At 28.7% G+C, this 22,353-nt stretch carries 22 protein-coding genes; 11 read left to right on the forward strand and 11 right to left on the reverse strand.

Annotation, left to right across the window (positions count from 1 at the left end; genetic code table 11):
• Positions 1–91 precede the first annotated feature (91 nt).
• Entirely contained in the window at positions 92–1,540 is a 1,449-nt protein-coding gene (locus tag CRV01_RS09365; RefSeq protein ID WP_164970044.1) for a methyl-accepting chemotaxis protein, read from the forward strand.
• A 141-nt stretch (positions 1,541–1,681) separates the two neighbouring features.
• Positions 1,682–2,542 carry a DMT family transporter gene (locus tag CRV01_RS09370; protein ID WP_129007944.1) on the forward strand — a complete coding sequence of 287 codons (861 nt, stop codon included), beginning with the start codon at positions 1,682–1,684 and terminating at the stop codon, positions 2,540–2,542.
• A 15-nt stretch (positions 2,543–2,557) separates the two neighbouring features.
• On the opposite strand, the gene CRV01_RS09375 is transcribed toward CRV01_RS09370, so the two are convergent.
• Entirely contained in the window at positions 2,558–2,839 is a 282-nt protein-coding gene (locus CRV01_RS09375; protein WP_129007945.1) for a hypothetical protein, read from the reverse strand.
• Between the two features lie 74 nt (positions 2,840–2,913).
• On the opposite strand from CRV01_RS09375, the gene argH reads away from it, so the two are divergent.
• A complete protein-coding gene (gene argH, locus CRV01_RS09380) occupies positions 2,914–4,305 on the forward strand; it encodes an argininosuccinate lyase (protein ID WP_129007946.1) in 1,392 nt (463 codons plus the stop codon).
• Positions 4,306–4,356: 51 nt separating this feature from the next.
• Here argH and CRV01_RS09385 read toward each other — a convergent pair whose 3' ends face one another.
• The gene (locus CRV01_RS09385) at positions 4,357–5,262 is read right to left on the reverse strand and encodes a chemotaxis protein CheV (RefSeq protein ID WP_129007947.1); all 906 of its coding nucleotides are present in this window, start codon (positions 5,260–5,262) and stop codon (positions 4,357–4,359) included.
• A gap of 92 nt (positions 5,263–5,354) precedes the next feature.
• A complete protein-coding gene (locus tag CRV01_RS09390) occupies positions 5,355–6,005 on the reverse strand; it encodes a ThiF family adenylyltransferase (RefSeq protein WP_129007948.1) in 651 nt (216 codons plus the stop codon).
• 83 nt (positions 6,006–6,088) lie between these two features.
• On the opposite strand from CRV01_RS09390, the gene greA reads away from it, so the two are divergent.
• From greA to CRV01_RS09425, 7 genes are all read left to right on the forward strand, one after another.
• Entirely contained in the window at positions 6,089–6,574 is a 486-nt protein-coding gene (gene greA / locus CRV01_RS09395) for a transcription elongation factor GreA (protein ID WP_129007949.1), read from the forward strand.
• Positions 6,574–7,578, forward strand: coding sequence for an N-acetyl-gamma-glutamyl-phosphate reductase (argC, locus tag CRV01_RS09400; protein ID WP_129007950.1), 1,005 nt, complete (start codon positions 6,574–6,576; stop codon positions 7,576–7,578). The genes greA and argC overlap by 1 nt, the downstream gene beginning before the upstream one ends.
• Complete coding sequence (locus CRV01_RS09405) at positions 7,568–8,263, forward strand: UDP-2,3-diacylglucosamine diphosphatase (protein WP_129007951.1); 696 nt, start codon at positions 7,568–7,570, stop codon at positions 8,261–8,263. Before argC ends, CRV01_RS09405 begins: the two co-directional genes overlap by 11 nt.
• Positions 8,260–8,829, forward strand: coding sequence for a hypothetical protein (locus CRV01_RS09410; protein WP_129007952.1), 570 nt, complete (start codon positions 8,260–8,262; stop codon positions 8,827–8,829). Before CRV01_RS09405 ends, CRV01_RS09410 begins: the two co-directional genes overlap by 4 nt.
• Before the next feature lie 11 nt (positions 8,830–8,840).
• Positions 8,841–10,814: an excinuclease ABC subunit UvrB gene (uvrB, locus tag CRV01_RS09415; protein ID WP_129007953.1), complete on the forward strand. Its 1,974-nt coding sequence runs from the start codon at positions 8,841–8,843 to the stop codon at positions 10,812–10,814.
• A gap of 10 nt (positions 10,815–10,824) precedes the next feature.
• Positions 10,825–11,478 (forward strand): endonuclease III, encoded by a 654-nt coding sequence (nth, locus tag CRV01_RS09420; protein ID WP_129007954.1) that lies wholly within the window; start codon positions 10,825–10,827, stop codon positions 11,476–11,478.
• An 84-nt stretch (positions 11,479–11,562) separates the two neighbouring features.
• On the forward strand, positions 11,563–11,847 hold the full coding sequence (locus CRV01_RS09425; protein ID WP_129007955.1) for a hypothetical protein: 285 nt from the start codon (positions 11,563–11,565) through the stop codon (positions 11,845–11,847).
• Positions 11,848–11,854: 7 nt separating this feature from the next.
• Here the strand turns inward: CRV01_RS09425 and CRV01_RS09430 are convergent, their stop codons facing one another.
• From CRV01_RS09430 to CRV01_RS09440, 3 genes are read right to left on the reverse strand one after another with little or no spacing between them, the layout of a single operon-like run.
• Complete coding sequence (locus tag CRV01_RS09430) at positions 11,855–12,826, reverse strand: hypothetical protein (protein WP_129007956.1); 972 nt, start codon at positions 12,824–12,826, stop codon at positions 11,855–11,857.
• Positions 12,827–12,829: 3 nt separating this feature from the next.
• Positions 12,830–13,240: a hypothetical protein gene (locus CRV01_RS09435; RefSeq protein WP_129007957.1), complete on the reverse strand. Its 411-nt coding sequence runs from the start codon at positions 13,238–13,240 to the stop codon at positions 12,830–12,832.
• 2 nt (positions 13,241–13,242) lie between these two features.
• Positions 13,243–13,464 (reverse strand): hypothetical protein, encoded by a 222-nt coding sequence (locus tag CRV01_RS09440; protein WP_129007958.1) that lies wholly within the window; start codon positions 13,462–13,464, stop codon positions 13,243–13,245.
• A 131-nt stretch (positions 13,465–13,595) separates the two neighbouring features.
• Between CRV01_RS09440 and CRV01_RS09445 the strand changes: the two genes are divergently transcribed.
• On the forward strand, positions 13,596–15,548 hold the full coding sequence (locus tag CRV01_RS09445) for a TonB-dependent siderophore receptor (RefSeq protein WP_129007959.1): 1,953 nt from the start codon (positions 13,596–13,598) through the stop codon (positions 15,546–15,548).
• 23 nt (positions 15,549–15,571) lie between these two features.
• Here CRV01_RS09445 and doeB2 read toward each other — a convergent pair whose 3' ends face one another.
• The 5 genes from doeB2 to CRV01_RS09470 all read right to left on the reverse strand — a co-directional run bounded on the left by doeB2 (position 15,572) and on the right by CRV01_RS09470 (position 22,217).
• The gene (gene doeB2 / locus CRV01_RS09450; RefSeq protein ID WP_129007960.1) at positions 15,572–16,729 is read right to left on the reverse strand and encodes a N(2)-acetyl-L-2,4-diaminobutanoate deacetylase DoeB2; all 1,158 of its coding nucleotides are present in this window, start codon (positions 16,727–16,729) and stop codon (positions 15,572–15,574) included.
• 17 nt (positions 16,730–16,746) lie between these two features.
• Positions 16,747–17,931, reverse strand: a complete 1,185-nt coding sequence (locus tag CRV01_RS09455) for a M24 family metallopeptidase (RefSeq protein ID WP_129007961.1) — start codon at positions 17,929–17,931, stop codon at positions 16,747–16,749.
• 22 nt (positions 17,932–17,953) lie between these two features.
• A complete protein-coding gene (locus CRV01_RS09460) occupies positions 17,954–19,348 on the reverse strand; it encodes an NAD-dependent succinate-semialdehyde dehydrogenase (protein ID WP_129007962.1) in 1,395 nt (464 codons plus the stop codon).
• A gap of 20 nt (positions 19,349–19,368) precedes the next feature.
• A complete protein-coding gene (locus tag CRV01_RS09465) occupies positions 19,369–20,613 on the reverse strand; it encodes a diaminobutyrate--2-oxoglutarate transaminase (protein ID WP_129007963.1) in 1,245 nt (414 codons plus the stop codon).
• Between the two features lie 374 nt (positions 20,614–20,987).
• A complete protein-coding gene (locus CRV01_RS09470) occupies positions 20,988–22,217 on the reverse strand; it encodes an HD domain-containing protein (protein ID WP_129007964.1) in 1,230 nt (409 codons plus the stop codon).
• Between the last annotated feature and the right edge of the window lie 136 nt (positions 22,218–22,353).

Raw genomic sequence — 22,353 nt, forward strand, 5'->3', positions numbered from 1 at the left:
TCAATGAATTATTATTCAATAAAAAGTAAAAAGAAAGTAAATTAAAAGAAAAATAAAGTTAGAATTTATTAAATTTTTTATGGAGTATTTTATGTTTAGTTTTGGTAAAACAGAAGAAGAAGGTAGATTAGCCGCTTTAGAAGAGAATTATGCAATCATATCATTTAAGCCAGATGGAACAATTATTCAAGCAAATGATAATTTTTTAAATGCATTAGGTTATAAATCAAATGAAGTAGCAGGAAAACATCATAGAATATTTTGTGAAAAGACTTATATAAATTCTTCAGCTTATACAGATTTTTGGAAAGAATTAGGCAGTGGAAAATCACAAATAGATGAATTTGAAAGATTTAGAAAAGATGGTAGTTCAATTTGGATTCAAGCTTCATACACTCCTGTAAAAGATAAAAGTGGTAAAGTAACTCGTGTTGTTAAATTTGCACAAGATATAACAGATGCAAAGAGAGTTATTCACTGTGTAAATGATGCTATAGATGTAGCAAAAACTGGTGTAATGAATCAAACTATTACTGAAAAAACTAAAAATGATGGCATTGAAGAGTTAAAAAATGGCATTAACGATTTATTTGAAATAGTCTCTTCAAAAGTAAATGGGAATTTAAATGCTATTTCTGATGCTTTAAATTCTTATCAGAAATTAGATTTTAGATTTAGAATTGAAGATAATGACTTGGGAGATACGGCAAAAGGTTTAAATAGCCTTGCAGAAGTTATAAATAAAATGTTAGTTGATAATAAAGAGAATGGATTAACATTAGATGAAAGTTCAAATATTTTACTTAAAAATGTAGATAAGTTAAATGTAAATACTAACGAAGCCGCAGCTTCATTAGAAGAAACAGCAGCTGCCTTAGAGCAAATTACTAGTAATATCTCTGCAAATACCCAAAATGTAATTAAAATGTCAGAATTTGCAAACCAAGTAACTAGTTCTGCAAATGAAGGTAAAACATTAGCCCAAGAAACAACAAATGCAATGAATGATATAGATGAAGAAGTAAATGCAATTAATGAGGCTATTACTGTTATTGATCAAATTGCCTTCCAAACAAATATTTTATCACTTAATGCAGCAGTAGAAGCAGCAACAGCAGGTGAAGCAGGTAAAGGCTTTGCCGTAGTTGCTCAAGAAGTAAGAAATTTAGCAAGTAGAAGTGCAGAAGCTGCAAAGGAAATAAAATCTTTAGTTGAAAATGCTACATCAAAAGCTAATAATGGTAAAACAATTTCTTCAAAAATGATCGAAGGTTACAATGGACTTAATGAGAATATAAGTAAAACAATTGAGCTTATCTCTGATATTGAAAGTGCTACTAAAGAACAACAAACTGGAATTGAGCAAATAAATGATGCTATTAATAGTCTTGATGAACAAACACAACAAAATGCATCAATTGCTAATCAAACTCATGATATAACTGTTCAAACTGATACAATCGCTAAACTTATAGTTTCAGATGCAAATGAAAAAGAGTTTATTGGTAAAGAAAGTGTAAAAGCTAAAAGCCTAAAATAAATAGATAAATAATTATATGTTTTTAAAGACTAATGTATTTTGCATTAGTCTTTTTTTATTTAAAATAACTACTTGACTAATCGGTCAAATATTTGTTATACTTTTTTGATCACAAATATTATTAACAGGGAAAAGATAATTATGATTGAAAAAATTAAACATTTAGGTTTTCCAATTTTGTTTGTAGCCTTATATGGTAGTGGTTTTGTTGGAGCAAAATATGGTTTACCATATTCAACTCCTCTTAGCTTTTTAACTTTAAGGTTTTTTCTTGCAGGTTTAATTTTACTACTTGTAATGAAGTATATGAAAGTAAAATTGCCAAGTACAAAAGATATTTTTCATATAAGTATTGCTGGTATTCTAACAGTTGCAGTATTTTCAATAGGTGTTTTTATTTCTATTGATATGGGACTTTCTCCTGCACTTAGTGCAATGATTATTGCCTTACAACCTATTTTAGTAGCAACATTAGCAAAAAGTTTTCTAAGTGAAGACACTGGAATTATTCAAGGCTTTGGATTGCTTATTGGTCTTGTTGGTGTAATATTAGTATTAGTAAATAATATGGATATAACAACTGCATCTGTTTACTCTATAGCTTTATCTGTATTTGGTTTGCTTGGACTTTCTCTTGGGAATTTGTACCAAAAGAAATTTTGTCAAGATATGAATATTTTTTCTGGTGGTGCCATACAATCACTTGCTTCTGGTTTTGTTTGTCTTATTTTGATGTTAATGTTTGATTCATATGAAGTTATTTGGACAAATGAGTTTATATCTGCTTTATTATTTATGACAGTTGGGGTTTCAATTGGAGCTTTAAGTTTATTATATATAATGATTAGAAGAGCAGAAGTTAGTAAAGTGGCTTCTATTTTTTATCTTTTACCAGTTAGTGCTGCAATAAGTGGTTATTTTATTTATGAAGAGACTTTTGAATTGATAACTGTATTAGGTATTGCAATTGTTGCAGTAGGTGTTTATTTAAGCAATTATTGATAGTTAAATTAAATTTTAACTATCATTGTTGTTCATACTTTTATATGCTAAATATAAATTTTTAAGAAGTTTTAAATATTTTTCATTGAAATTAATCCAATAATTTAAAGCATATTTGTATTTTTCATCATCCTCTTTATTTATTTCATAATAAGAGATAAATTCATCAATTGTTTTTAAAAGTTTTTCAACTTCTTTACTATTTTCAAAGTCCTCATTCATTTCAAAACATTTTTTATACTCTTTTAAATCATGTTCCCAAACTGATAATTTTTTTATTAATTCAAGTGTATTCAATATTCTCCTTTAGCCAAATATATCCTAATTTTGATATAATCCCATTTAATTAGTCCAAAAGAGGAATTGTATATATGTCAAATCAAAATGAACAAATACTAAAAAATACAAATGCACAAATTTTAGATGAGTTTAATGCCTCAATAATGTTTGATAAAGAGTTATACTCTCAAGATATAAGAGGAAGTATTGCTCATTCACAAATGCTTTGTGAACAAGGTGTTTTAACAAAAGAAGAACAAGAAGCTATTGAAAAAGGTTTATTGCAAGTAAAAGAAGAAATAGAGTCTGGAAATTTTGAATTCACTTTAGCAACTGAAGATATTCATATGGCTGTTGAGTCAAGGCTTACTGAAATTATAGGAGAGCCTGGGAAAAAACTTCATACTGCAAGAAGCAGAAATGACCAAGTTGCAACTGATTTTAGACTTTATGTTCAAGAAAAATCTTTATCTATTAAATCTCAGTTAAAAGAAATAGTTAATACTTTTGTAAATGTTGCAAGCAAACATACAGAAACTTTAATCCCTGGAATGACACATTTACAACATGCACAACCTTTAAATTTTGGTTATCATCTTCTTGCTTATGCAAATATGTTTAAACGAGATTATGAGAGATTTGAAAGTTCATATGAAAGAAACAATTATTCTCCTCTAGGAAGTGCAGCATTAGCAGGAACTCCACATAATATTAATAGAAATTCAACTTGTGAAAAGTTAGGTTTCAAAGCTCCAACTGCTCATGCCATGGATACAGTTTCTGATAGAGATTTTGCTTTAGAGATTTTATTTAATATCTCTACTTGTATGATGCATATTTCAAGAATCTCTGAAGAGCTTATTACTTGGTCTTCTTATGAGTTCCAATTTGTAAGAATGAGTGATGAGTATGCCACAACATCTTCAATTATGCCTCAAAAGAAAAACCCTGATGTACCAGAACTTTTAAGAGGTAAAACAGGAAGAGTTTATGGAAACTTAATTTCTCTTCTTACTGTTATGAAAGGTTTACCTTTAGCATATAACAAAGATACCCAAGAAGATAAAGAGGGTGTTTTTGATTCTGTTAAGACAGTTGAAATTTCACTATCAATTTTAAATGAAGTTATTAAAACTATGATTGTAAATGTAGATAAAATGCAAGCAGCTTGTAAAATTGGACATTTAAGTGCTACTGATTTAGCAGACTTTTTAGTTCAAAAACAAAACATGCCATTTAGAACAGCTTATTATATTACTAAAGATGTGGTAGCATGTGCAAACTCTTTAAATAAAGATATAAGTGAACTTACAATTGATGAAATAAGAAGTTCAAATGATGAGTTAAAAAATATAGATGAAGAAATTATTATGTATTTAGATTTAAGAAACTCTATGAATGCAAGAACAAGTTTTGGTGGTACATCAACACAACAAACTCAAAACCAGATTGAAATTTTTGAGAATTGGTTACAAAATAAATAAAAATAATTAAAAGAAAATAGAATAAAAAAGACTAAAAATAGTCTTTTTTATTTAGTAAGATAAATGTTGCTTAGCAGCTTCGTATAAAGCTTGAATATCAGTTTTACCAATAAAACCATCAACTCCAATACTATTCATTTTATTTTTAACTGCATCAGTAGTCATTGATGAGTTTACAATAATTGGAATATGTGAATATTTACTATTTTGTTTTACAAATGAAGCAACTTGGAAACCATCAGTTTCTGGCATTTCAATATCTGTAATTATTAATGCAACAGTAGAAGGGTCAATCTCTTCAAGTCTGTCTAATAGTAGTGCTCCATTATTATAAATTTCATAATTAATACCAGCTTTTTTGAAGAATTTAGTTAATACTTCTCTTGCAACACCAGAATCTTCTGCTGCTAGCACAATTTTATTAGTATCAAATTTCGATTCAACATATTTATTTAATGTTTCTTCTCCATCTTCAACCCAACCTAAATCTTGTAATAGCTGTTCAGCATTAAATACTGTACATAATTCATCTTTATCGTGTACTTTTACATAAGTAGTATATGTAACTTTTGAGTTTGTTTCTTCTGTATGTCTTAATTCTTCTGTTGTCTTTTCGACAATATCAAGCATATCTCTAATTAAGAAACCAACTTTTTTGTGGTTAAATTCACAATAAATGATTAACTTGTATTCTTCTTGTTTTAATTTTGGAATACCAAGCCATGCATCAAGGTTAATTAATGTAACAGGTTCCCCTCTAATTGTTGCAATTCCAGCAACAACATTACTATCTGAAGGAGTATCATTTATAGTTACTTCTTCTGCGATAACAAATGCTTTAACCTTTGCAATATTGATTGCATAAATGTTATTATGACCAGTATAGAAAACAGCTAATTGCTGTACATTTCTTAAATGTCCTTGTGTCATTTGTTCAACACTATTGATACCACTCATGTATGCCCTTTTTGACTAATATACTAGATTATATAAGTTTTTTTCTTATAATAAACTTTAAAATATTACTAAAGTATTACTAAAGTATTACTTTATTTGTTTCTACTTAGTAACTTATTTATGGTAATTGCAGCCATCATAAAGCCGAATGAACCAGTTACAGCTTCAAAACTACCTTTTTCTATACAATTAGGGTTTTCACCTGAAAAAACAACTTTAAATTTCTTTTTAAAACCTCTTTTTTTAAGTTCAGTTCTAATTTTTCTAATAAACGGGTCATTATAGGTATCCCAAATTGATTTATATTCAATTTTACTTGGGTCTAATCTTTTTGCCCCACCACTTGTACTAATTACTTTAGTAAAGTATCTTTGAATTAGATGAACTTTTGGACTAACATCATCTATTGCATCTAAAATATAATCATAAGAGGAAAAGTCAAAATTGTCTATCCATTGGGGAGTTATTTTTGCATGAATTGCTTCAACTTTTGGATATCTTTGTTTTAAAGCTTCAACTTTAACTTTACCCACATTCCCATGACTTCCTAATTGTCGATTCATATTTGATTCTTCATAAGTATCAAAATCAACAATTGTGATGTTTGTTAAACCAGTATTATATAGAGAGTCTAAAGCAAAGCTTCCTACTCCACCTACACCTAATAAAATAACTTTTGCATTTTTAATTTTTTCAAAATTTTCTTCACCAAATAGTTTTATGGTTCTATCGTATTCTTGCATATCTACTCTTTTATAAAAATTTCGATATTATATCAAATTAATACATAATGAAAATAAAACAATAATTTAATAGGAGCCTTATCATGGATAAAGAACCAATGACAAGAGTTGGGTATGAAAAAATAACAGGGGAATTAGAATTTTTAAAAAATAAAGAAAGACCTGAAACTGTAATTGCATTGGATGAGGCAAGACAATTAGGTGATTTAAAAGAAAATGCAGAATATCATGCAGCAAAAGATAAATTAGCTTTAATAGATTCTCAAATTGGTGAATTAGGTTCTATTATCTCTAAGGCTGTAATTATTGACCCTGAAACATTACCTCATGATAGAGTAAGTTTTGGTTCAACAGTTCATTTAGTAGATGTAGAAACAGACGAAGAGTTTACATATGCAATTGTTGGTGGAGTAGAATCAAATGCAGAAAAAGGATTTATTTCTTTTAATTCACCTCTAGCTAAGCAACTTTTAGGAAAGCAAGAAGGTGATGAACTTACTGCTACTTTACCAGGTGGTCAAACATCTTTTGAAATTTTAAGTGTGGGATATAAGGAGTTAGAATTATAATGAATGTAGCAATTATTGGCGCAAGTGGTTATACAGGCTTAGAGTTAATTAAGATTCTTATTAATCATCCGACTTTTAATATATCTTATATTGCAAACTCTACAGGAGAAGAAAATGTACAAGAATTGCATCCTTGTTTAAAAGATGTTATTGATGTTGAGGTTTCAAAGGCTGATGCTAATGAAGTAGCAAAAGTTGCAGATTTAGCATTTTTAGCACTTCCTCACAAGACTTCAATGTCTTTTGCTAAAGAACTTTTAAATTTAGGTGTAAAAGTAGTTGATTTATCAGCTGACTATAGATTAGAACTTGAAACATATGAAAAACATTATTGTCCCCATGAGGATAAAGAACACATAAAAGATGCAGTTTATGGTTTACCTGAATATTATAAAGAGGAGTTAAAGTCTTCAAAATTAGTAGCTAATCCAGGATGTTTTCCTACAGCAGCACTTTTAGCACTTTTCCCTTTTATTGATTATATTGATACAAATGCACAAATCTTTATAGATGCAAAAACAGGAATGAGTGGAGCAGGAAAAGGTTTAAAAGAGATTACTCATTTTGGACATTTAAATGAAAACTGTCATGCATACAACCCTTTTAAGCACAGACATATGCCAGAGATTCAAGAAAAGGTAAAATTAGTAAAAGGAGTAGATTGTCAAATTAATTTTGTACCACATTTATTGCCTATTACTAGAGGAATGTTAGTTTCTGTATTTGCAACATTAAAAGAAGATGTTGATGTAAACAAAGTACTTGAAGAAGCTTATAAAGACTCTGCTTTTGTTAGAATTAGAAATACCCCTGTTGATTTAAAGTCAACAGCAGGAACAAACTTTTGTGATATCTTTGTAGAAACTAATGAAAAAGCATTATTTGTAAACTCTTCTATTGATAATTTATTAAGAGGTGCTTCATCTCAAGCAGTTGTAAATGCAAACTTAATGTGTGGATTAGATGAAGAAGAAGGAATCCCAATAATAGCTTATGTTCCATAATATAAAAAAAGATTCAATTTTTATAGCAGATTCTCATTTTAATGAGAAAAATCAAGAACTATTAACTATTTTAGAAAAAATAGTTAATAAAGAATTGAACCCATCACAACTTTTTTTGATGGGGGATATTATTGATTTTATTTCTGGCGAAAGTAAATACTTTATAAAGATAAATAAGAAAGTAATTGATTTAATAAATGAAATCTCAAACAGTATTGAAGTTTTCTATCTAGAAGGAAATCATGATTATAATTTACAAAAACTATTTCCTAAAATCAAAGTCTTTAAAAGAGAAAATCAACCAGTAAAATTTATTTATGAAACTAGAAGTATAGCTATGTCTCATGGAGATATATTTACTCCTTGGCATTATAATTTATATTGTAAAATTATTAGAAACACACCACTTCTTATATTTTTAAACTTAATTGATTTTGGTAACTTTATTTCTAAAAGAATAGAAAACGCTTTACTTAAAAAGACTATTTGTAGTGAAATTGAAGATTTTGAGTTTTTTGCAAAAAGTAGGCTTTCAAACTATAAAGAAGAAGTAGTCGTTGAAGGACACTTTCATCAAGGTAAAACTTTCAAAAATGAAAAGCAAACATATGTAAATGTCCCATCATTGTGTTGTAGTAAAAAGTATATGATGTTTGATGGAGAGTTTAAAGGAGTAAATATATGATTAATGAAAGTACAATTATGACTTTTCTTATGATTATTGCAGTAATTATTGTAGTTTTATTAGTTATTATTATCATACTAATAACACAACAAAAACCTGATAAAAAGAGTAAAAAAAGGCATAAAATGAGTACTTCGTACCATAAAATTAATATGCCAAATACAATGAAACTTTATTTGCCCCAAACAATTGAAAAAATGTCAAAAAAAGAAGTTTTAGGAATTACAAAAAAAGTATATGAATCTTATAAAATTTTTGATTATAAAAAAATGGATTTATTTGAATTAGATAAAAAAGAGTGGCATACTTGGCAAATATCATTTTTATTTATGATGTATAAACAAGAGCAAGAGTTTTTTATACCAAATCAAGATGAGATATTTCATCCTTTCTTAATCAAAGCCTCTGCAAATGATATGAAAAGTTTTGTAAAAGGATTAATAAAAAAATATGAAAACCATGTTGATATCTCTTTGAGTAAAGACAGTTTGTGTAAAGAATATCTGTGGTCAAATAAAGATATCTCTATACTTTTTTACTTTTTGGCAAACTATAAAAACTATTAAAAGGATATATTATCGCACAATTTAAAGTTAATAGTGAATATGAACCAGCAGGAGATCAGCCAGAAGCCATTGATTCAATCAGTAAATCAATCTTAAATGGTAATAGATACACTACGTTAGAAGGAGTTACTGGCTCTGGTAAAACCTACACTATGGCTAAGGTTATTGAAAAGACTCAAAGACCAACACTTATTATGACTCATAATAAAACCTTAGCTGCACAGTTATACTCTGAGTTTAGACAATTCTTTCCCAACAATCACGTTGAATATTTTATTTCTTATTATGATTATTATCAACCAGAAGCATATATTCCAAGAACCGATCTTTTTATAGAAAAAGATTCATCAATTAATAGTGAACTTGAAAGATTAAGGCTTAGTACAACGGCATCACTTCTTAGTTTTGATGATGTTATTGTTATTGCATCAGTTTCAGCTAATTATGGTTTAGGTAATCCTAATGAGTATAAAGCAATGGTTCAAAGAATTGAAGTTGGGTTTGAATATTCTCAAAGAGAATTTTTACTTAAACTTGTAGAGATGGGATATAAAAGAAATGATTCATTTTTTGATAGGGCTGACTTTAGAGTAAATGGAGATGTAATTGATATTTTTCCAGCATATTATGAAGATGAGTATATTAGAGTTGAATTTTTTGGTGATGAAGTAGAAACTATTACTAGACATGAATATTTAACAAATGAAAAAACAAAAGAGTTAGAAGAAGCTATTATTTATTCTGTTAATCCTTTTGTTGTAACAAGTGAAAACTTAGGACGAGCAGTAAAACAAATAGAAGAAGAGTTAGATGAGAGACTTGATTATTTTACAAAAGAAGATAAGTTAGTTGAATATCAAAGACTAAAACAAAGAGTAGAGTTTGATTTAGAGATGATTGAAGGTACAGGTATGTGTAAGGGTATTGAAAACTATGCAAGACACTTAACTGGACTTGAGCCTGGACAAACTCCTTATTCTCTTATGGATTATTTTGAACAAATGGGTAAAGACTTTTTACTAATTGTCGATGAATCTCATGTTTCACTTCCTCAATTTAGAGGAATGCATGCAGCAGATAGAAGTAGAAAAGAAGTACTTGTAGATTACGGATTTAGACTTCCTAGTGCTTTAGATAATAGACCTTTAAAATTTGATGAATTTATAAATAAAGCTCCTTCATATCTTTTTGTATCTGCAACACCTTCTGATCTTGAAATAGAAAAAAGTGATGTAGTAGCAAAACAGATTATTAGACCAACAGGACTTTTAGATCCAATTATTCAAATAGAAGATAGTGAATATCAAGTAGAGAAACTACATGATGAAATTAAAAAAACGGTTGAAAAGAATGAAAGAGTTTTAGTAACAGTTCTTACTAAAAAGATGGCAGAAGAGTTAACTTCTTATTATTCTGATCTAGGAATGAAAGTTAAATATATGCACTCTGATATTGATGCAATTGAGAGAAATCAAATCATTAGAGAACTTAGAGTTGGAGAGTTTGATGTTTTAGTAGGTATTAACTTACTTAGAGAAGGACTAGATATTCCAGAAACTTCACTTGTAGCTATTTTAGATGCAGATAAAGAAGGATTCTTAAGAAGTAGAACCTCTTTAGTTCAAACAATGGGACGAGCTGCAAGAAACCAAAATGGTAAAGTAATACTTTTTGCTAAAAAAATAACTGATTCAATGCAGTATGCAATTGATTTAACAAATGAAAGAAGAGCAATACAAGAAGAGTTTAATAAGAAGCATGGAATAACTCCTAAAACAACAAAAAGATCAATAGATGAAAATCTAAAGCTTGAAGAGTATGATGATGTAGCTTGGAAAAAAGAAAAACTACAAAAAATGCCAGCAGCTGAAAGAAAGAAAATCTTAATTGAATTAAATAAAAAGATGCAAAAAGCTGCAAAAGATTTAAACTTTGAAGAAGCAATTAGATTGCGTGATGAGATTGAAAAATTAAAAAAGGCGTAAGGGAAATATTTTGCCAAGACTTAAAAAAGCAACAAAAGAAGAGATTCAAATAATAAAAGAAGCATTCCAAGAAAAATATTCAGGTGCAGTTACTGAATTAAATTATAAAAATGATTATGAACTATTAATAGCAATTATTTTATCTGCTCAATGTACAGATAAAAGAGTAAATATTATTACACCTGCACTTTTTGAAAAGTATCCTTCTGTTTTTGAACTAGCAGATGCAGATCTTGAAGATGTAAAAGAGTTACTTAAAACTTGTTCATTTTTTAATAATAAAGCAAAAAATATCATAAAGATGGCACAAAGTGTTATTGCAAACTATGATGGAGATATTCCACATAATCAAAAAGAGCTTATTAAACTTGCTGGTGTTGGAAATAAAACAGCAAATGTATTTATGATTGAGTTTGAAGGTGCAAATTTAATGGCTGTTGATACTCATGTTTTTAGAGTTTCTCATAGACTTGGACTTTCATATGAAAAAACGGTTGAAAAGACTGAATTAGAATTAGTAAAGAAACTAAAAGATGATTTACATATTTTTCATCAAGCTATGGTGTTATTTGGAAGATATACATGTAAAGCACTAAGTCCAGATTGTGATAACTGTTTATTTCCACATGTATGTAAAACAAAAAAATCCTTTAAACCTCAATAATAAAAGAAAAAATTAGTTTTTTAATTTTATTTACAAATTTTATTATTACTGTTATTATTAATTAGTTAAAAAAAGGAGTTGATTATGAAAACAGTTACAAAAGTTGATTCAATTAGATTAGCTCATCACTTTAAGAAAGATTCGATTAATATTTATTATGTTGATAAACCATATGGTGAATTTAGTGATTCTATAGTTAAAATTGAGATTTTAGAAAATGATAGAATAACAGGACAAGTTGAAGTTCCATATGAAAATATCGATAGTATAATTGATAATCTAACTAAAGTAAAAGAAAAATTCGATAAGAATCCAAAAACAGAAGATTTACATGATGAATTAGCTGCAAATGTTGGAGGAGGTCAATAAACTATTTTTAGATAAACTTTTCTAAAAATAGGCTTTTGATATGAGAATTTAAGCCATTTGAATTAAACATTATAATTTCTCTATAAAATCTTTGTAGATTTTTATCTATTAAAATAGATTTACCACCATTTAAAATCATTGCCGTTGTAATAATATCTTGAATTGTTGTAAATAAGTCTATTCTTATTTGATCTAAATAAGCTGGATTTTCTGTTTTAATAAAAGTATCTTTTAATTTATTTATTCTTTTTTTAGACTCTTTTTTTAATTTTTCATTATCAATATTTTTCATTGCACCTAATGCAATTCCATAAAGGGCATAATGAATAGTTTTTGATAAAGATTTATTTTTTGTATAGTGTCCTATTTCATGGGATGATACTATATTCTCTTCTTTTATAAAAAAATCATCTAATTTTATATTTACTGTATTTAAAGAGTAGCCTACAAAAGTTTCTGGAGTTTCAAGAATATTGAAACCTTTTTTCTTTTTAAAGCTAGCAATTGCTTCGTACTCTTTATTGTCGTAGTGAAATCCAATTAAAAGTTTATCAAAGATTTTATAGCCACTAGCCCAAGTAAGATGTCCATTTAGTTTATATCCATCTTTACATTTTTTAGCATTTATTACAGTTTTATTATCTCTTAAGTGATTTATTGAAATACCACATTTTTTATTAAAAAAATGCTCTTTTCTTTTGAAGTCATTTTTTGTCATAATTGAATTTGCTGCAAGTATTTGAATTGCTAAAAAAGACAAAGACCCAGAATAGGGTGTTATTTTCCTAAATAATCTAAACTTTAATAATTCAGGGTTTTTTATAGAATATTTATGGAAAGAAAAGAGTTCATTTTCATAGGCTATATCAAATGCTTTTTTTAATGTTTTATAATCATTATCCATTTTATGCAAAGGAAGATTTTTAAGTTGATTTGTTGTTTTCTTTATATTTCTTAAAAATGTTTTTTCCAATGACATTTTCTATTTCTTTGTGCATTTTTCATTAAGATTATCAAAATTTTCAAAAACAAACTCATCTTCTATTTTTACTGCTTTTACATTTTTTACACTACAAAGATATTCTTCTCCTGCTTTTAAAGTGATAAAATCAAAATCATAAATAAAGTTAGTTTTTGAAGAAACCGTTTTATTATTTAGTCTTTCAAATGTGAATTTTGAGATTTTAACATTGTGTGTATTCTCATATTTTGTTTTAAAAATCTCTGGAACTTCTTGCTTTTTATCTTCTATTAAAACATAAGTTAGAATACCACTTAAAACTAAAACAGTAATTAAAATAGCAAACTCTTTTCCTTCAAACTTTCCATTTACTTTATATATTATATAAGCTACTAAAATTATAAATAAAATCGCTATTAACATTATTTGCATGATTAGTTTCCTTGTAGTCTTTTTTTAAATTCACTAGGACTTAAATATTTATTTGAAGAAGATGAAGTTTTAGCTGATCTATCTATAGAACTAGAAATTGGTTTTGCTGTTTTATATTGTCTATTCGTTGAGATATTATTTATAAGACCATCTTTTAAATTATCTAAAATATGCATAACTGTTTTTAAATTTTTTTCATCAATATCAAGTGTAATTTTAGCCATAAAAATCCTTTGTGGAAGTATATCATAAAACAAAATAAAAAAAGTTTCAACTCTTTTCTTAAAACTATATAAATTTTAACAATTAATTAACAGTAGAAAATTAGAATAATAAAAAATATAAAGGACGTTTAATGAAAAAGATTATTTCTTTATCTATGGCTTGTACATTTTCTTTATTAGCTAATGACACAATAGATTTACCATCACTTGAAGTTTCTGAAAAGGTAAATAAAAAAGTTGTAAATAATATTAGTAGTGAACAAATAAAATCAGCTGACTTAGCTGAAACTCTTACTAAAAAAGTTCCTTCTATTAGTTTAGTAAGAAGAAGTGGTATTGCAAATGATATTATCTTAAGAGGAGCGAAAAAAGATAATATTAATGTTTTGATAGATAATAGCAAAATCTATGGTGCTTGTCCAAATAGGATGGATCCTACTACTTCTCATGTTTTAACAAATAACATTGAAAGTGTAGAAGTTATTGAAGGACCATATGATGTTGAGAACTTTGGTACTTTAAGTGGTTTAGTAAAAGTTAAAACAAAGCAAGTAAGTGAAAAACTAAATGGCGATATTAATCTAGGTGTGGGTAGTTATGGTTATAAAAAAGCTTCATTTACAGTTAGTGGAGGAAATGAATATGTAAAACTATTATTATCAGCTTCAAAAGAAGAATCAGACCAATATGAAGATGGTGATGGCAATGATTTTTTACAGCAACAAATTGAAAAAAATGTTCCATTCTCAAATAGATATAAAAGTGATGATATTGAAGCCTATGAAAAAGAGACTATCCTTACAAAGGCGATTTTTAATATAGATGATTCTTCTGATATAACAGTATCATATACAGCAAATAGAAGTGATAATGTTTTATATCCAAATACTCCAATGGATGCAGATTATGATGATTCAGATATTTATACCTTTGATTATACTAAAAGAAATTTAGGTGAATATTCAAAAGAGTTAAACTTAGAATACTACTATTCAAAAGTTGATCACCCAATGAGTACAGCTTTAAGAAATAGAACAAACGGTATGATGGCTCCTATGGCAGTAATGACTAACCATATGAAATCTTCAATTTGGGGTGCAAAACTAAAAAATAAGCTTGATGTTGCTAATGGTGAGTTATTAGTTGGACTTGATACAAGTACAAGAAACTGGAGAGGTAGAATGTATAACTCTACAGGTACAATGAATAGTATATCATTATCATCAACTGATACAAGAAATATTGCTATGTTTTCTACTTTTAAAAAATCATTTGGAGCACTTGATTTAGAAGTAGGTGCTAGATATGATGATACTAATATTGATGTTACTGATTCATCGAAAACTGATAGAGACTATAATGAGTTAAATGGCTATATCTTCTCTATTTATAATCTTGATGAAGATACTAAAGTTTTTGCTAGCTTTGGTAAATCTTCAAGGGTTCCAGATGCAAGAGAGTTATATTATAGCTCAACTAATCATGATTTAGAGGCTACAAAAAACTATGAAATTGATTTAGGTTTTGAAAAGACAATGGGAGATTTTAATATAAAAAGTAAACTATTTTATTCAAAACTTGATGATTATATTTATAATATGGGAGCAGGAGTTTTTGAGAATATTGATGCAAAAATTTATGGTGCAAGTGTAAACGGGTACTATTTATTAAATGATGAGTTTATTTTAGATTATGGTCTTGCCTATCAAAGGGGTAAAAAAGATGGAAATTATGCAGATAAAGATTTAGCAGAAATCCCACCATTAAAAATGAACTTAAGTTTAACATATCAAAAAGATGTATCTAAATTTACTACAGAACTTGTTGCAGTTGATAACTGGAATGAATATGATAGTTCAGCCAATGAACAAGAATTGGATGGATATGCTGTTGTTAATATGAAGTATGATAGAGATTTAAATAAAAATTTTATTTTAACACTTGGTGTTGATAATTTATTTGATAAAACATATGCTTCTACAAACACTTATCAAGATATTAAATATATTGCTACTTCAGGGGAACAAACTCTTATAAATGATCCAGGAAGATATTTTTATGTAAATCTAAAATATACTTTTTAAACTAAGAAGGTTTACTTCTTAGTTTAATCAAAATCAAAATTAGCTAGTCTCATAAGTGTAGTACTAGCTGGTTTTATTAGTTTATCATTAAAGTCATAATAGACATTATGACAAGGTTTTTGATGTTTTTCTACTCCATCATCACTTCCAATAAGTGCAAAGGCTCCAGGAATTGTATTTAAATAATAACTAAAATCTTCACTAGCCATAATAGGCGTAGGAATACTACTTTGCCAGTTTTCACCAAGAGTTTGTTTTAAAGCTTCTCTCATCATAGAAGCTTGTATTTCATGATTTATTGTAGCTTGATATCTATCTCTTAATTCAATTTCAACTTCTACATTATAAGCTTTTGCAACATCTTTAGTGATTTTTTCTATTTGTTCAAAAACAAATTGTTTTAGCTCAATTGTAGGAACTCTAATACTTCCTTCTATTTTTGCATTATCAGGAATAGTAGTAAGCTCACCTCTTGCATCTACAGAAGTAACTGAAACAACAACACTATCTTGAGGTGCAATTTGCCTTGCAACAATTTGTTGTAAGGCTATTGTAATAGCACTTGAAGCTAAAACTGGGTCTTTACAAAGTTCAGGTTGAGAAGAGTGTCCGCCTCGTCCTTTAACATCAATATGAAAAGTTCCATTTCCAGCCATAACTGTACCATTTGGACAAACTGCTTGACCAAATTTTATAGCTGGCCAATTGTGCCAACCAAATATCATATCAACACCTTCTAGACAACCTTCTTCAATCATCTTTTTAGCTCCATGTCCTCCTTCTTCAGCAGGTTGGAAAACTAATGATACTGGATTTGGAAGTTTATCTTCATTTTGTTTTAACCATATTGCAGTTGCAATTAATGTTGCAGTATGTCCATCATGACCACAAGCATGCATGCACTGTGGCTTTTGTGATTTATATGATACGTCAGTTTTTTCTTCTAAAGGTAGGGCATCAATATCTCCTCTTAAGGCGATATGAGGTCCCTTTTTATCTTGGGCAAGTAAACCAACTGTCCCTGTATTTGCATATGTTTTATAAGGAATATCATGTTGTTCTAAAATATCACGGATATTTTTTGAAGTATTAGTTTCTTCCCATTTTAATTCAGGGTTTTTATGTAAATTATGTCTAAAATTTATTGCATAATCTATTACTTCATCAAAACTTTTATACATAATAACTCCTTTAAATATTATTTTATAAACAGTTTTCTAGGAAAATCAGATAGTGTTTCTGCTCCATTTTCTGTAATTAAAATACTCTCTGTAATTTCCATTCCCCAGTCATCTTGCCAAATTCCTGGCATAAAGTGGAATGTCATACCTTCTTCTAAAACTGTTAAGTCTGAAGCTCTTAAACTACAAGTTCTTTCACCCCAGTCAGGTGGATAACTAACTCCAATAGGATAACCACACCTTGCATCATTTCTATCTATTCCAAATTTTTTCATTACTCTATCTACAGCATTTGCTATATCACAAGTTCTATTTCCAGGTTTTGCTTCTTCTAATCCTGCATAAATAGCTTCTTGTAAAGCTTTTTCTGCATCAAGAAATTTTTGTTCAGGTTTTCCCATAAAAATAGTTCTTGACATTGGAGCATGGTACCTTTTATAGCATCCTGATATTTCAAAAAAAGTCGCTTCTTTCTTTTTAAAAGGTCGATCATCCCATGTAATATGAGAAGCAGATGCATCAGGACCTGAAGGAAGTAGGGGAACAATTGATGGATAATCCCCTCCAAATCCGTCAACTCCTTCTATAGCAGTTTCATAGATTTGTGATACAACATGACTTTTAGGAATACCTACTCTTACAATATCAAGTACTCTTTGATGTATTTTTTGAGTAATTTTTCCTGCAATCTTCATGTACTCAATCTCTTTTTTACTCTTTTTACCCCTTGCCCAATTTACTAAGTTATTTGCATTTATAAAACTTGCATTTGGAAGAGTTGCTATTAATCTAAAGTGTGCTTCTGCAGAATAATAATAGTTGTCTCTTTCTGTTGCAATATTTAGTTTTCCCCAGCCTTTTTTATTTATAATATTTTCTCCAATCCAAGTCATTGGGTGTTCATCTAAATTTTGTACATACTTTTCAGGATAACCATATAGATTCTCTTCTTTCATATAACATTTAATTAAGGCTGCATTTTTATCCATAAGTCTTCCAAACCAAATTGGTTCTTCTTCATCAAGTGAGATTATTACTCCTTGATGAACATAAAAAGACCAACCATCATACCCTGTAAGCCAGTTCATATTTCCAGGGTCAGTAGCAAGTAAAACATCAATTCTTCTTTGTTGCATCATTGCTTTTACTTTTCTAATTCTTTGAATATACTCTTTTTTTGTAAAAGGTAATTTTGCTTGCATAGTTTTTCCTTTTATTCTCAGTCTATTTCGCTGGACCTACCCACACTTGTTGTGTATTTACAAACATTTTAATACCATGTGGTCCTAACTCTTTTCCAAGTCCAGATTTTTTTACACCACCACTTGGAAGTCTAGGATCTGATTTAACAATCCCATTTACAGAAACTTGTCCTGTAACAATTTTTCCTGCTAATTTTTTACCTTTTTCAACATCTCCTGTCCAAATTGAACCACCAAGACCATATTCTGTATCATTAGCAATTTTTATTGCATCTTTTTCATCTTTTGCTTTTATTACTGCTGCAATTGGACCAAATGTTTCTTGGCATGATACTACCATTCCAGGATTTACATCTGCTAGCATTGTAACTGGGAAAAAGAAGCCTTGACCTTCATGTCTTTGACCTCCTAAAACAAGTCTTGCTCCAGCTTGAACAGATCTATCTACTTGATTGTGCATCTCTTCAACAAGTTCACGTCTTGCTATTGGTCCAATAGTAGTTGATTCATCTTTTGGATCACCAAGTTTTAATTTCTCAAATCTTGTTTTTAATAGCTCAATAAACTCTTCATATATAGGTTCTTCTACAATAATTCTTTTTGCTGCAATACAAGATTGTCCTGCATTGATATATCTTGAAAGTACAATAGTATCAGCAGCTTTTTCTAAATCAGTAGTATCTGCTAAAACAATAGCCGGATCACTTCCTCCTAATTCTAAAACAACTGGTTTTATTTCACTTCCTGCAATAGCTCCAACGCTTGCACCAGCTTTTGAAGAACCTGTTAAAGAAACTCCTTTTACAATAGGATTTCTAATAACTGACTCTAGGCTTTCATGCCCAATTACTAAGTTTTGTACTAAGTTTTTAGGAGCACCAGCTTTTTCAAAGGCTTCAACAATTTTAACTGCACAAAGTGGAGTGTGAGAATCATGCTTCATAACACAAGCATTACCAGACATAAGTGCAGGAGCTAAATATCTAAATGCCAACCAAAATGGCGCATTCCAAGGTAAAATACCTAAAGTTACACCTAATGGTAGATATTGAACATAACTTTCAGTAGCATCTGACTCAAGATATTCAGGTTTTAAGTAATCTTTTCCAAATTGTGCATAATGTTCTGCTGCCCATGCAGCTTTATTTACTTCACCCCTTGCTTCATTGATAGGTTTTCCCATCTCTTCTGTCATTGGAAGAGCATAATAATCAAGGTTTTCTTTCATTTCATTTGCTACATTATTTAAAAGTTCTGCTCTTTGTTCATAACTTGTATCTTCCCAAGTTGTTTCAAAAACATCTTGGGCTTTTTCTAAAATTTCTCTTGCTTCTTGCTGTGTATGCATTTTTATTTCATATACTACTTCTTGCGTATATGGGTTGATTGATTTAAAGTGTGTATTACTGTATCCCATAATATTATCCTTTTAAAATGTTACGCTAATACTGCTTCAACAGAAGCTACAAATCTATTTAAACCTTCATTTAAAACATCTTCTTCAATTGTTAAAGGAGGAATAAATTTGATAATCTCACCCGTTGAGCAAGCACCAATAATTAAGCCATTTTCATAACATTTACCAGTTATCTCTTTTACTGTACTAGCACTATCAAACTCAATAGCTAACATCATTCCTTTTTGTCTAATATCAACTACTTGTGAGTATTTAGAGTCTAAGTTATCTAGGACTTTTCTAATAATGTCACCTTTTCTTTTTGTTTCATTATTAAACTGTTCATCTTTGAAATATTCAATACCTACTTTACCTGCAACAAAAGATAAACCTTGTCCTCTAAATGTACCAGTATGTTGTCCTGGATTCCAAGCTTTATCTATTCCAGGTTTATTTACTAGCATCCCAATTGGAGTTCCTACTCCTCCTAATCCTTTTGCTAAAATAATAATATCTGGATCAACATCTAGATCATCAAAACTAAAGTAGCTACCACATCTTCCACAACCACATTGAATACTATCAAGTATAAATAATGCTCCTGTGTCATTTGCTAGTTTTTGAACCCCTTGTAACCACTCTTTTGTAGCAACTCTAACTCCACCTTCTGCTTGAACAGGCTCTACAATAAATGCAGCTGGAGGAAGCATACCTGAGCCTAAATCAAACATTTTTTGTCTTAAGTTTTTTAAAGCTTCCATATCATTAAAAGTATCTCTAATAACATTTGTTAAAGGAACACCTGAGCTACTTCTAAATGCATTATTAGCTGTGCAAGCTAATGCTCCAAGAGTCATTCCATGAAAACCTCTATTAAAAGCAACTACTTCAGTTCTTCCTGTTACTTTTCTAGCTAGTTTTAATGCAGCTTCAACTGCATTTGTTCCAGTTGGTCCTGTAAATTGAAGTTTTCTATCTTCCCATCCACGTGGCTTTAAAACTGTTTCAACGAAAGTATCAATAAACTCTCTTTTTACATCTGTAAACATATCTAAAGAGTGAATAACACCATCTCTTTGAATAAAATCTATAATCGCTTCTTTCATCTTTGGATTATTGTGACCAAAGTTTAAAACACCTGCTCCTGCAAAGAAGTCAATAAACTCTTTATCATTTTCATCTGTCATAACAGCATTTTTAGATTTTTTAAATACTGTTGGAACTGCTCTACAATATGCTCTAATTTCTGATTCACTTCTTTCAAAAGTTGTAATTTCATTTGCCATTTTAGATCCTTTTTTTAATTTTGATTTTTAATAATATTTGAAAGACCCATTCTAATCTGAATAATTAATATACAAATTAGTTATTCCAAGAAACAATTAACATTAAGTTTTAATTAATTGTTGGAAGGGTCTATCTGGCGATAAGAATAAGGTTTTTTTCTTGAACTAATAAGTTTTGAATAAATTTAATAGGGTGAATACTTATGCAAGTATGTCTGCATAAGTTCATAAGGGCAAAACAAATTATATGATTAATTTTTAAAGTTATTAAGTTAAAAAATCTCATTTGAAAAGCTCCTTTATAAAGTTTATATTCAATATTAACTAATATTTATAAAAGAGTCAATCTTTTTTTTAAAAATTTTGTATAAAAATTAATCAAAGTCCATTCTAACTTGGGTTTGTCCTGTAGTACAAAACTCTTCATCAATTTTTTTAGCAATTGCTTCAAAGTCAACACCTTGAACTTTTTTGAAAGATTTCATAATCTGTTTTTTGCCATTAACTAATTCTTTTGATTTTATACCATGAGAAATAGATAAACTTGCTTCAACAAAAGCAGATAATTTATCACATTGTTTAAGTGCAATGCCATCTATTGCTTTATATTTATCCATATTGTATTTTGAGACATCATCCACAAGTTTTATATTTCCATCTTCATAGATTCTATTTTCAAACTCATCTTTATGTTCTTCAAACATTCCAAGTATATAACAAAACTCATCATGGATAAAGTCTGGAATATTTGGTAAGATTTCATCATTTATTTTTTTGATTTCATACTCTGCAATAATATCTGATAAGTCATCAACTGAATATTTTACTGGAGTAATTATATCTCTTGTTAAAGCTTCAGGTAAATCATGAAAAAGTGAAACAAAGAAATTGTTTTCTAACCTTTTATCACAAGCATTTACTTCAAGAGAGTAAAAGTAAGAGAAAATAGCAACAGTAAGCATATGACCTAAAACAGAAGTTTCTGGAATTCTAGGAGTTTGTGCCCATCTTTTTTGAAATCTAAGTCTTCCACTTAAATCAACTATTTTTGCAAGCTTTTTATTTAGTGCAATTTTTCTAACACCAATTAATTCATAATAGTCTTCAATCTCTTCTTCTACACTTTTTTTAACATCTTCAATATCTGAAAGAAATTGTGAAGTTTGATATACAATAGAAAATTCCCATTTTGTAGATAAGTATGAGGCCGCTTTTAATATAAATCTCTCTTTTTTATACATTTCGGGATTGTTTAAATAGTCTTCAAATTTTTGTAAAAATATACCGTTATCGATATCTTGTAAAGAGTCTTTTAAATTTGCAATTACCCATGAGTTAATCTCTTTAGCTCTTTTTTGTAAAGCATTTCTAAAAACATCAGGTCTAATATCAGTTACAACAACTCGTCTTAGAAACTCAAAAACACCAGCTTCTATTAGATGAGTATAGTTTATGTCTTTTTCAAATTTTGCAATAAAATAAGCAATAATAAATTTGTGAGCTTGTTTATCAAGTTCTACAAGCTCAACCATTCTTGGGTAATCATTCCATCTTTGAATAGATGCAGAAGAGAAGATATAATCTATTATTCTAGGATTAATCATTTATCATCCTTTTTATCTTTTGAATCATCAGTAAAAAACATCATTTTTTTACCTAATAGCATTAAAGCAACAACTGTTAAAACTACAACATAAGCAACCCAATCTTCTCTCATAATAACTCTTTTTTTTTGCTGTC

Origin of the sequence: Arcobacter sp. CECT 8983, from assembly GCF_004118855.1 — a bacterium.
GTDB lineage: Bacteria > Campylobacterota > Campylobacteria > Campylobacterales > Arcobacteraceae > Halarcobacter.

What these genes read in the sequence shown, in the direction of transcription:
- CRV01_RS09440 (WP_129007958.1), bottom strand. Translation starts at nt 13,464, where the DNA reads ATGGCTAAAATTACACTTGATATTGATGAAAAAAATTTAAAAACAGTT.
- CRV01_RS09460 (WP_129007962.1), bottom strand. Translation starts at nt 19,348, where the DNA reads ATGGGATACAGTAATACACACTTTAAATCAATCAACCCATATACGCAA.
- CRV01_RS09470 (WP_129007964.1), bottom strand. Translation starts at nt 22,217, where the DNA reads ATGATTAATCCTAGAATAATAGATTATATCTTCTCTTCTGCATCTATT.
- argH (WP_129007946.1), top strand. Translation starts at nt 2,914, where the DNA reads ATGTCAAATCAAAATGAACAAATACTAAAAAATACAAATGCACAAATT.
- CRV01_RS09385 (WP_129007947.1), bottom strand. Translation starts at nt 5,262, where the DNA reads ATGAGTGGTATCAATAGTGTTGAACAAATGACACAAGGACATTTAAGA.
- CRV01_RS09445 (WP_129007959.1), top strand. Translation starts at nt 13,596, where the DNA reads ATGAAAAAGATTATTTCTTTATCTATGGCTTGTACATTTTCTTTATTA.
- CRV01_RS09410 (WP_129007952.1), top strand. Translation starts at nt 8,260, where the DNA reads ATGATTAATGAAAGTACAATTATGACTTTTCTTATGATTATTGCAGTA.
- CRV01_RS09435 (WP_129007957.1), bottom strand. Translation starts at nt 13,240, where the DNA reads ATGCAAATAATGTTAATAGCGATTTTATTTATAATTTTAGTAGCTTAT.
- CRV01_RS09365 (WP_164970044.1), top strand. Translation starts at nt 92, where the DNA reads ATGTTTAGTTTTGGTAAAACAGAAGAAGAAGGTAGATTAGCCGCTTTA.
- CRV01_RS09465 (WP_129007963.1), bottom strand. Translation starts at nt 20,613, where the DNA reads ATGGCAAATGAAATTACAACTTTTGAAAGAAGTGAATCAGAAATTAGA.
- CRV01_RS09430 (WP_129007956.1), bottom strand. Translation starts at nt 12,826, where the DNA reads ATGTCATTGGAAAAAACATTTTTAAGAAATATAAAGAAAACAACAAAT.
- CRV01_RS09425 (WP_129007955.1), top strand. Translation starts at nt 11,563, where the DNA reads ATGAAAACAGTTACAAAAGTTGATTCAATTAGATTAGCTCATCACTTT.
- CRV01_RS09455 (WP_129007961.1), bottom strand. Translation starts at nt 17,931, where the DNA reads ATGCAAGCAAAATTACCTTTTACAAAAAAAGAGTATATTCAAAGAATT.
- CRV01_RS09405 (WP_129007951.1), top strand. Translation starts at nt 7,568, where the DNA reads ATGTTCCATAATATAAAAAAAGATTCAATTTTTATAGCAGATTCTCAT.
- argC (WP_129007950.1), top strand. Translation starts at nt 6,574, where the DNA reads ATGAATGTAGCAATTATTGGCGCAAGTGGTTATACAGGCTTAGAGTTA.
- greA (WP_129007949.1), top strand. Translation starts at nt 6,089, where the DNA reads ATGGATAAAGAACCAATGACAAGAGTTGGGTATGAAAAAATAACAGGG.
- doeB2 (WP_129007960.1), bottom strand. Translation starts at nt 16,729, where the DNA reads ATGTATAAAAGTTTTGATGAAGTAATAGATTATGCAATAAATTTTAGA.
- CRV01_RS09390 (WP_129007948.1), bottom strand. Translation starts at nt 6,005, where the DNA reads ATGCAAGAATACGATAGAACCATAAAACTATTTGGTGAAGAAAATTTT.
- CRV01_RS09370 (WP_129007944.1), top strand. Translation starts at nt 1,682, where the DNA reads ATGATTGAAAAAATTAAACATTTAGGTTTTCCAATTTTGTTTGTAGCC.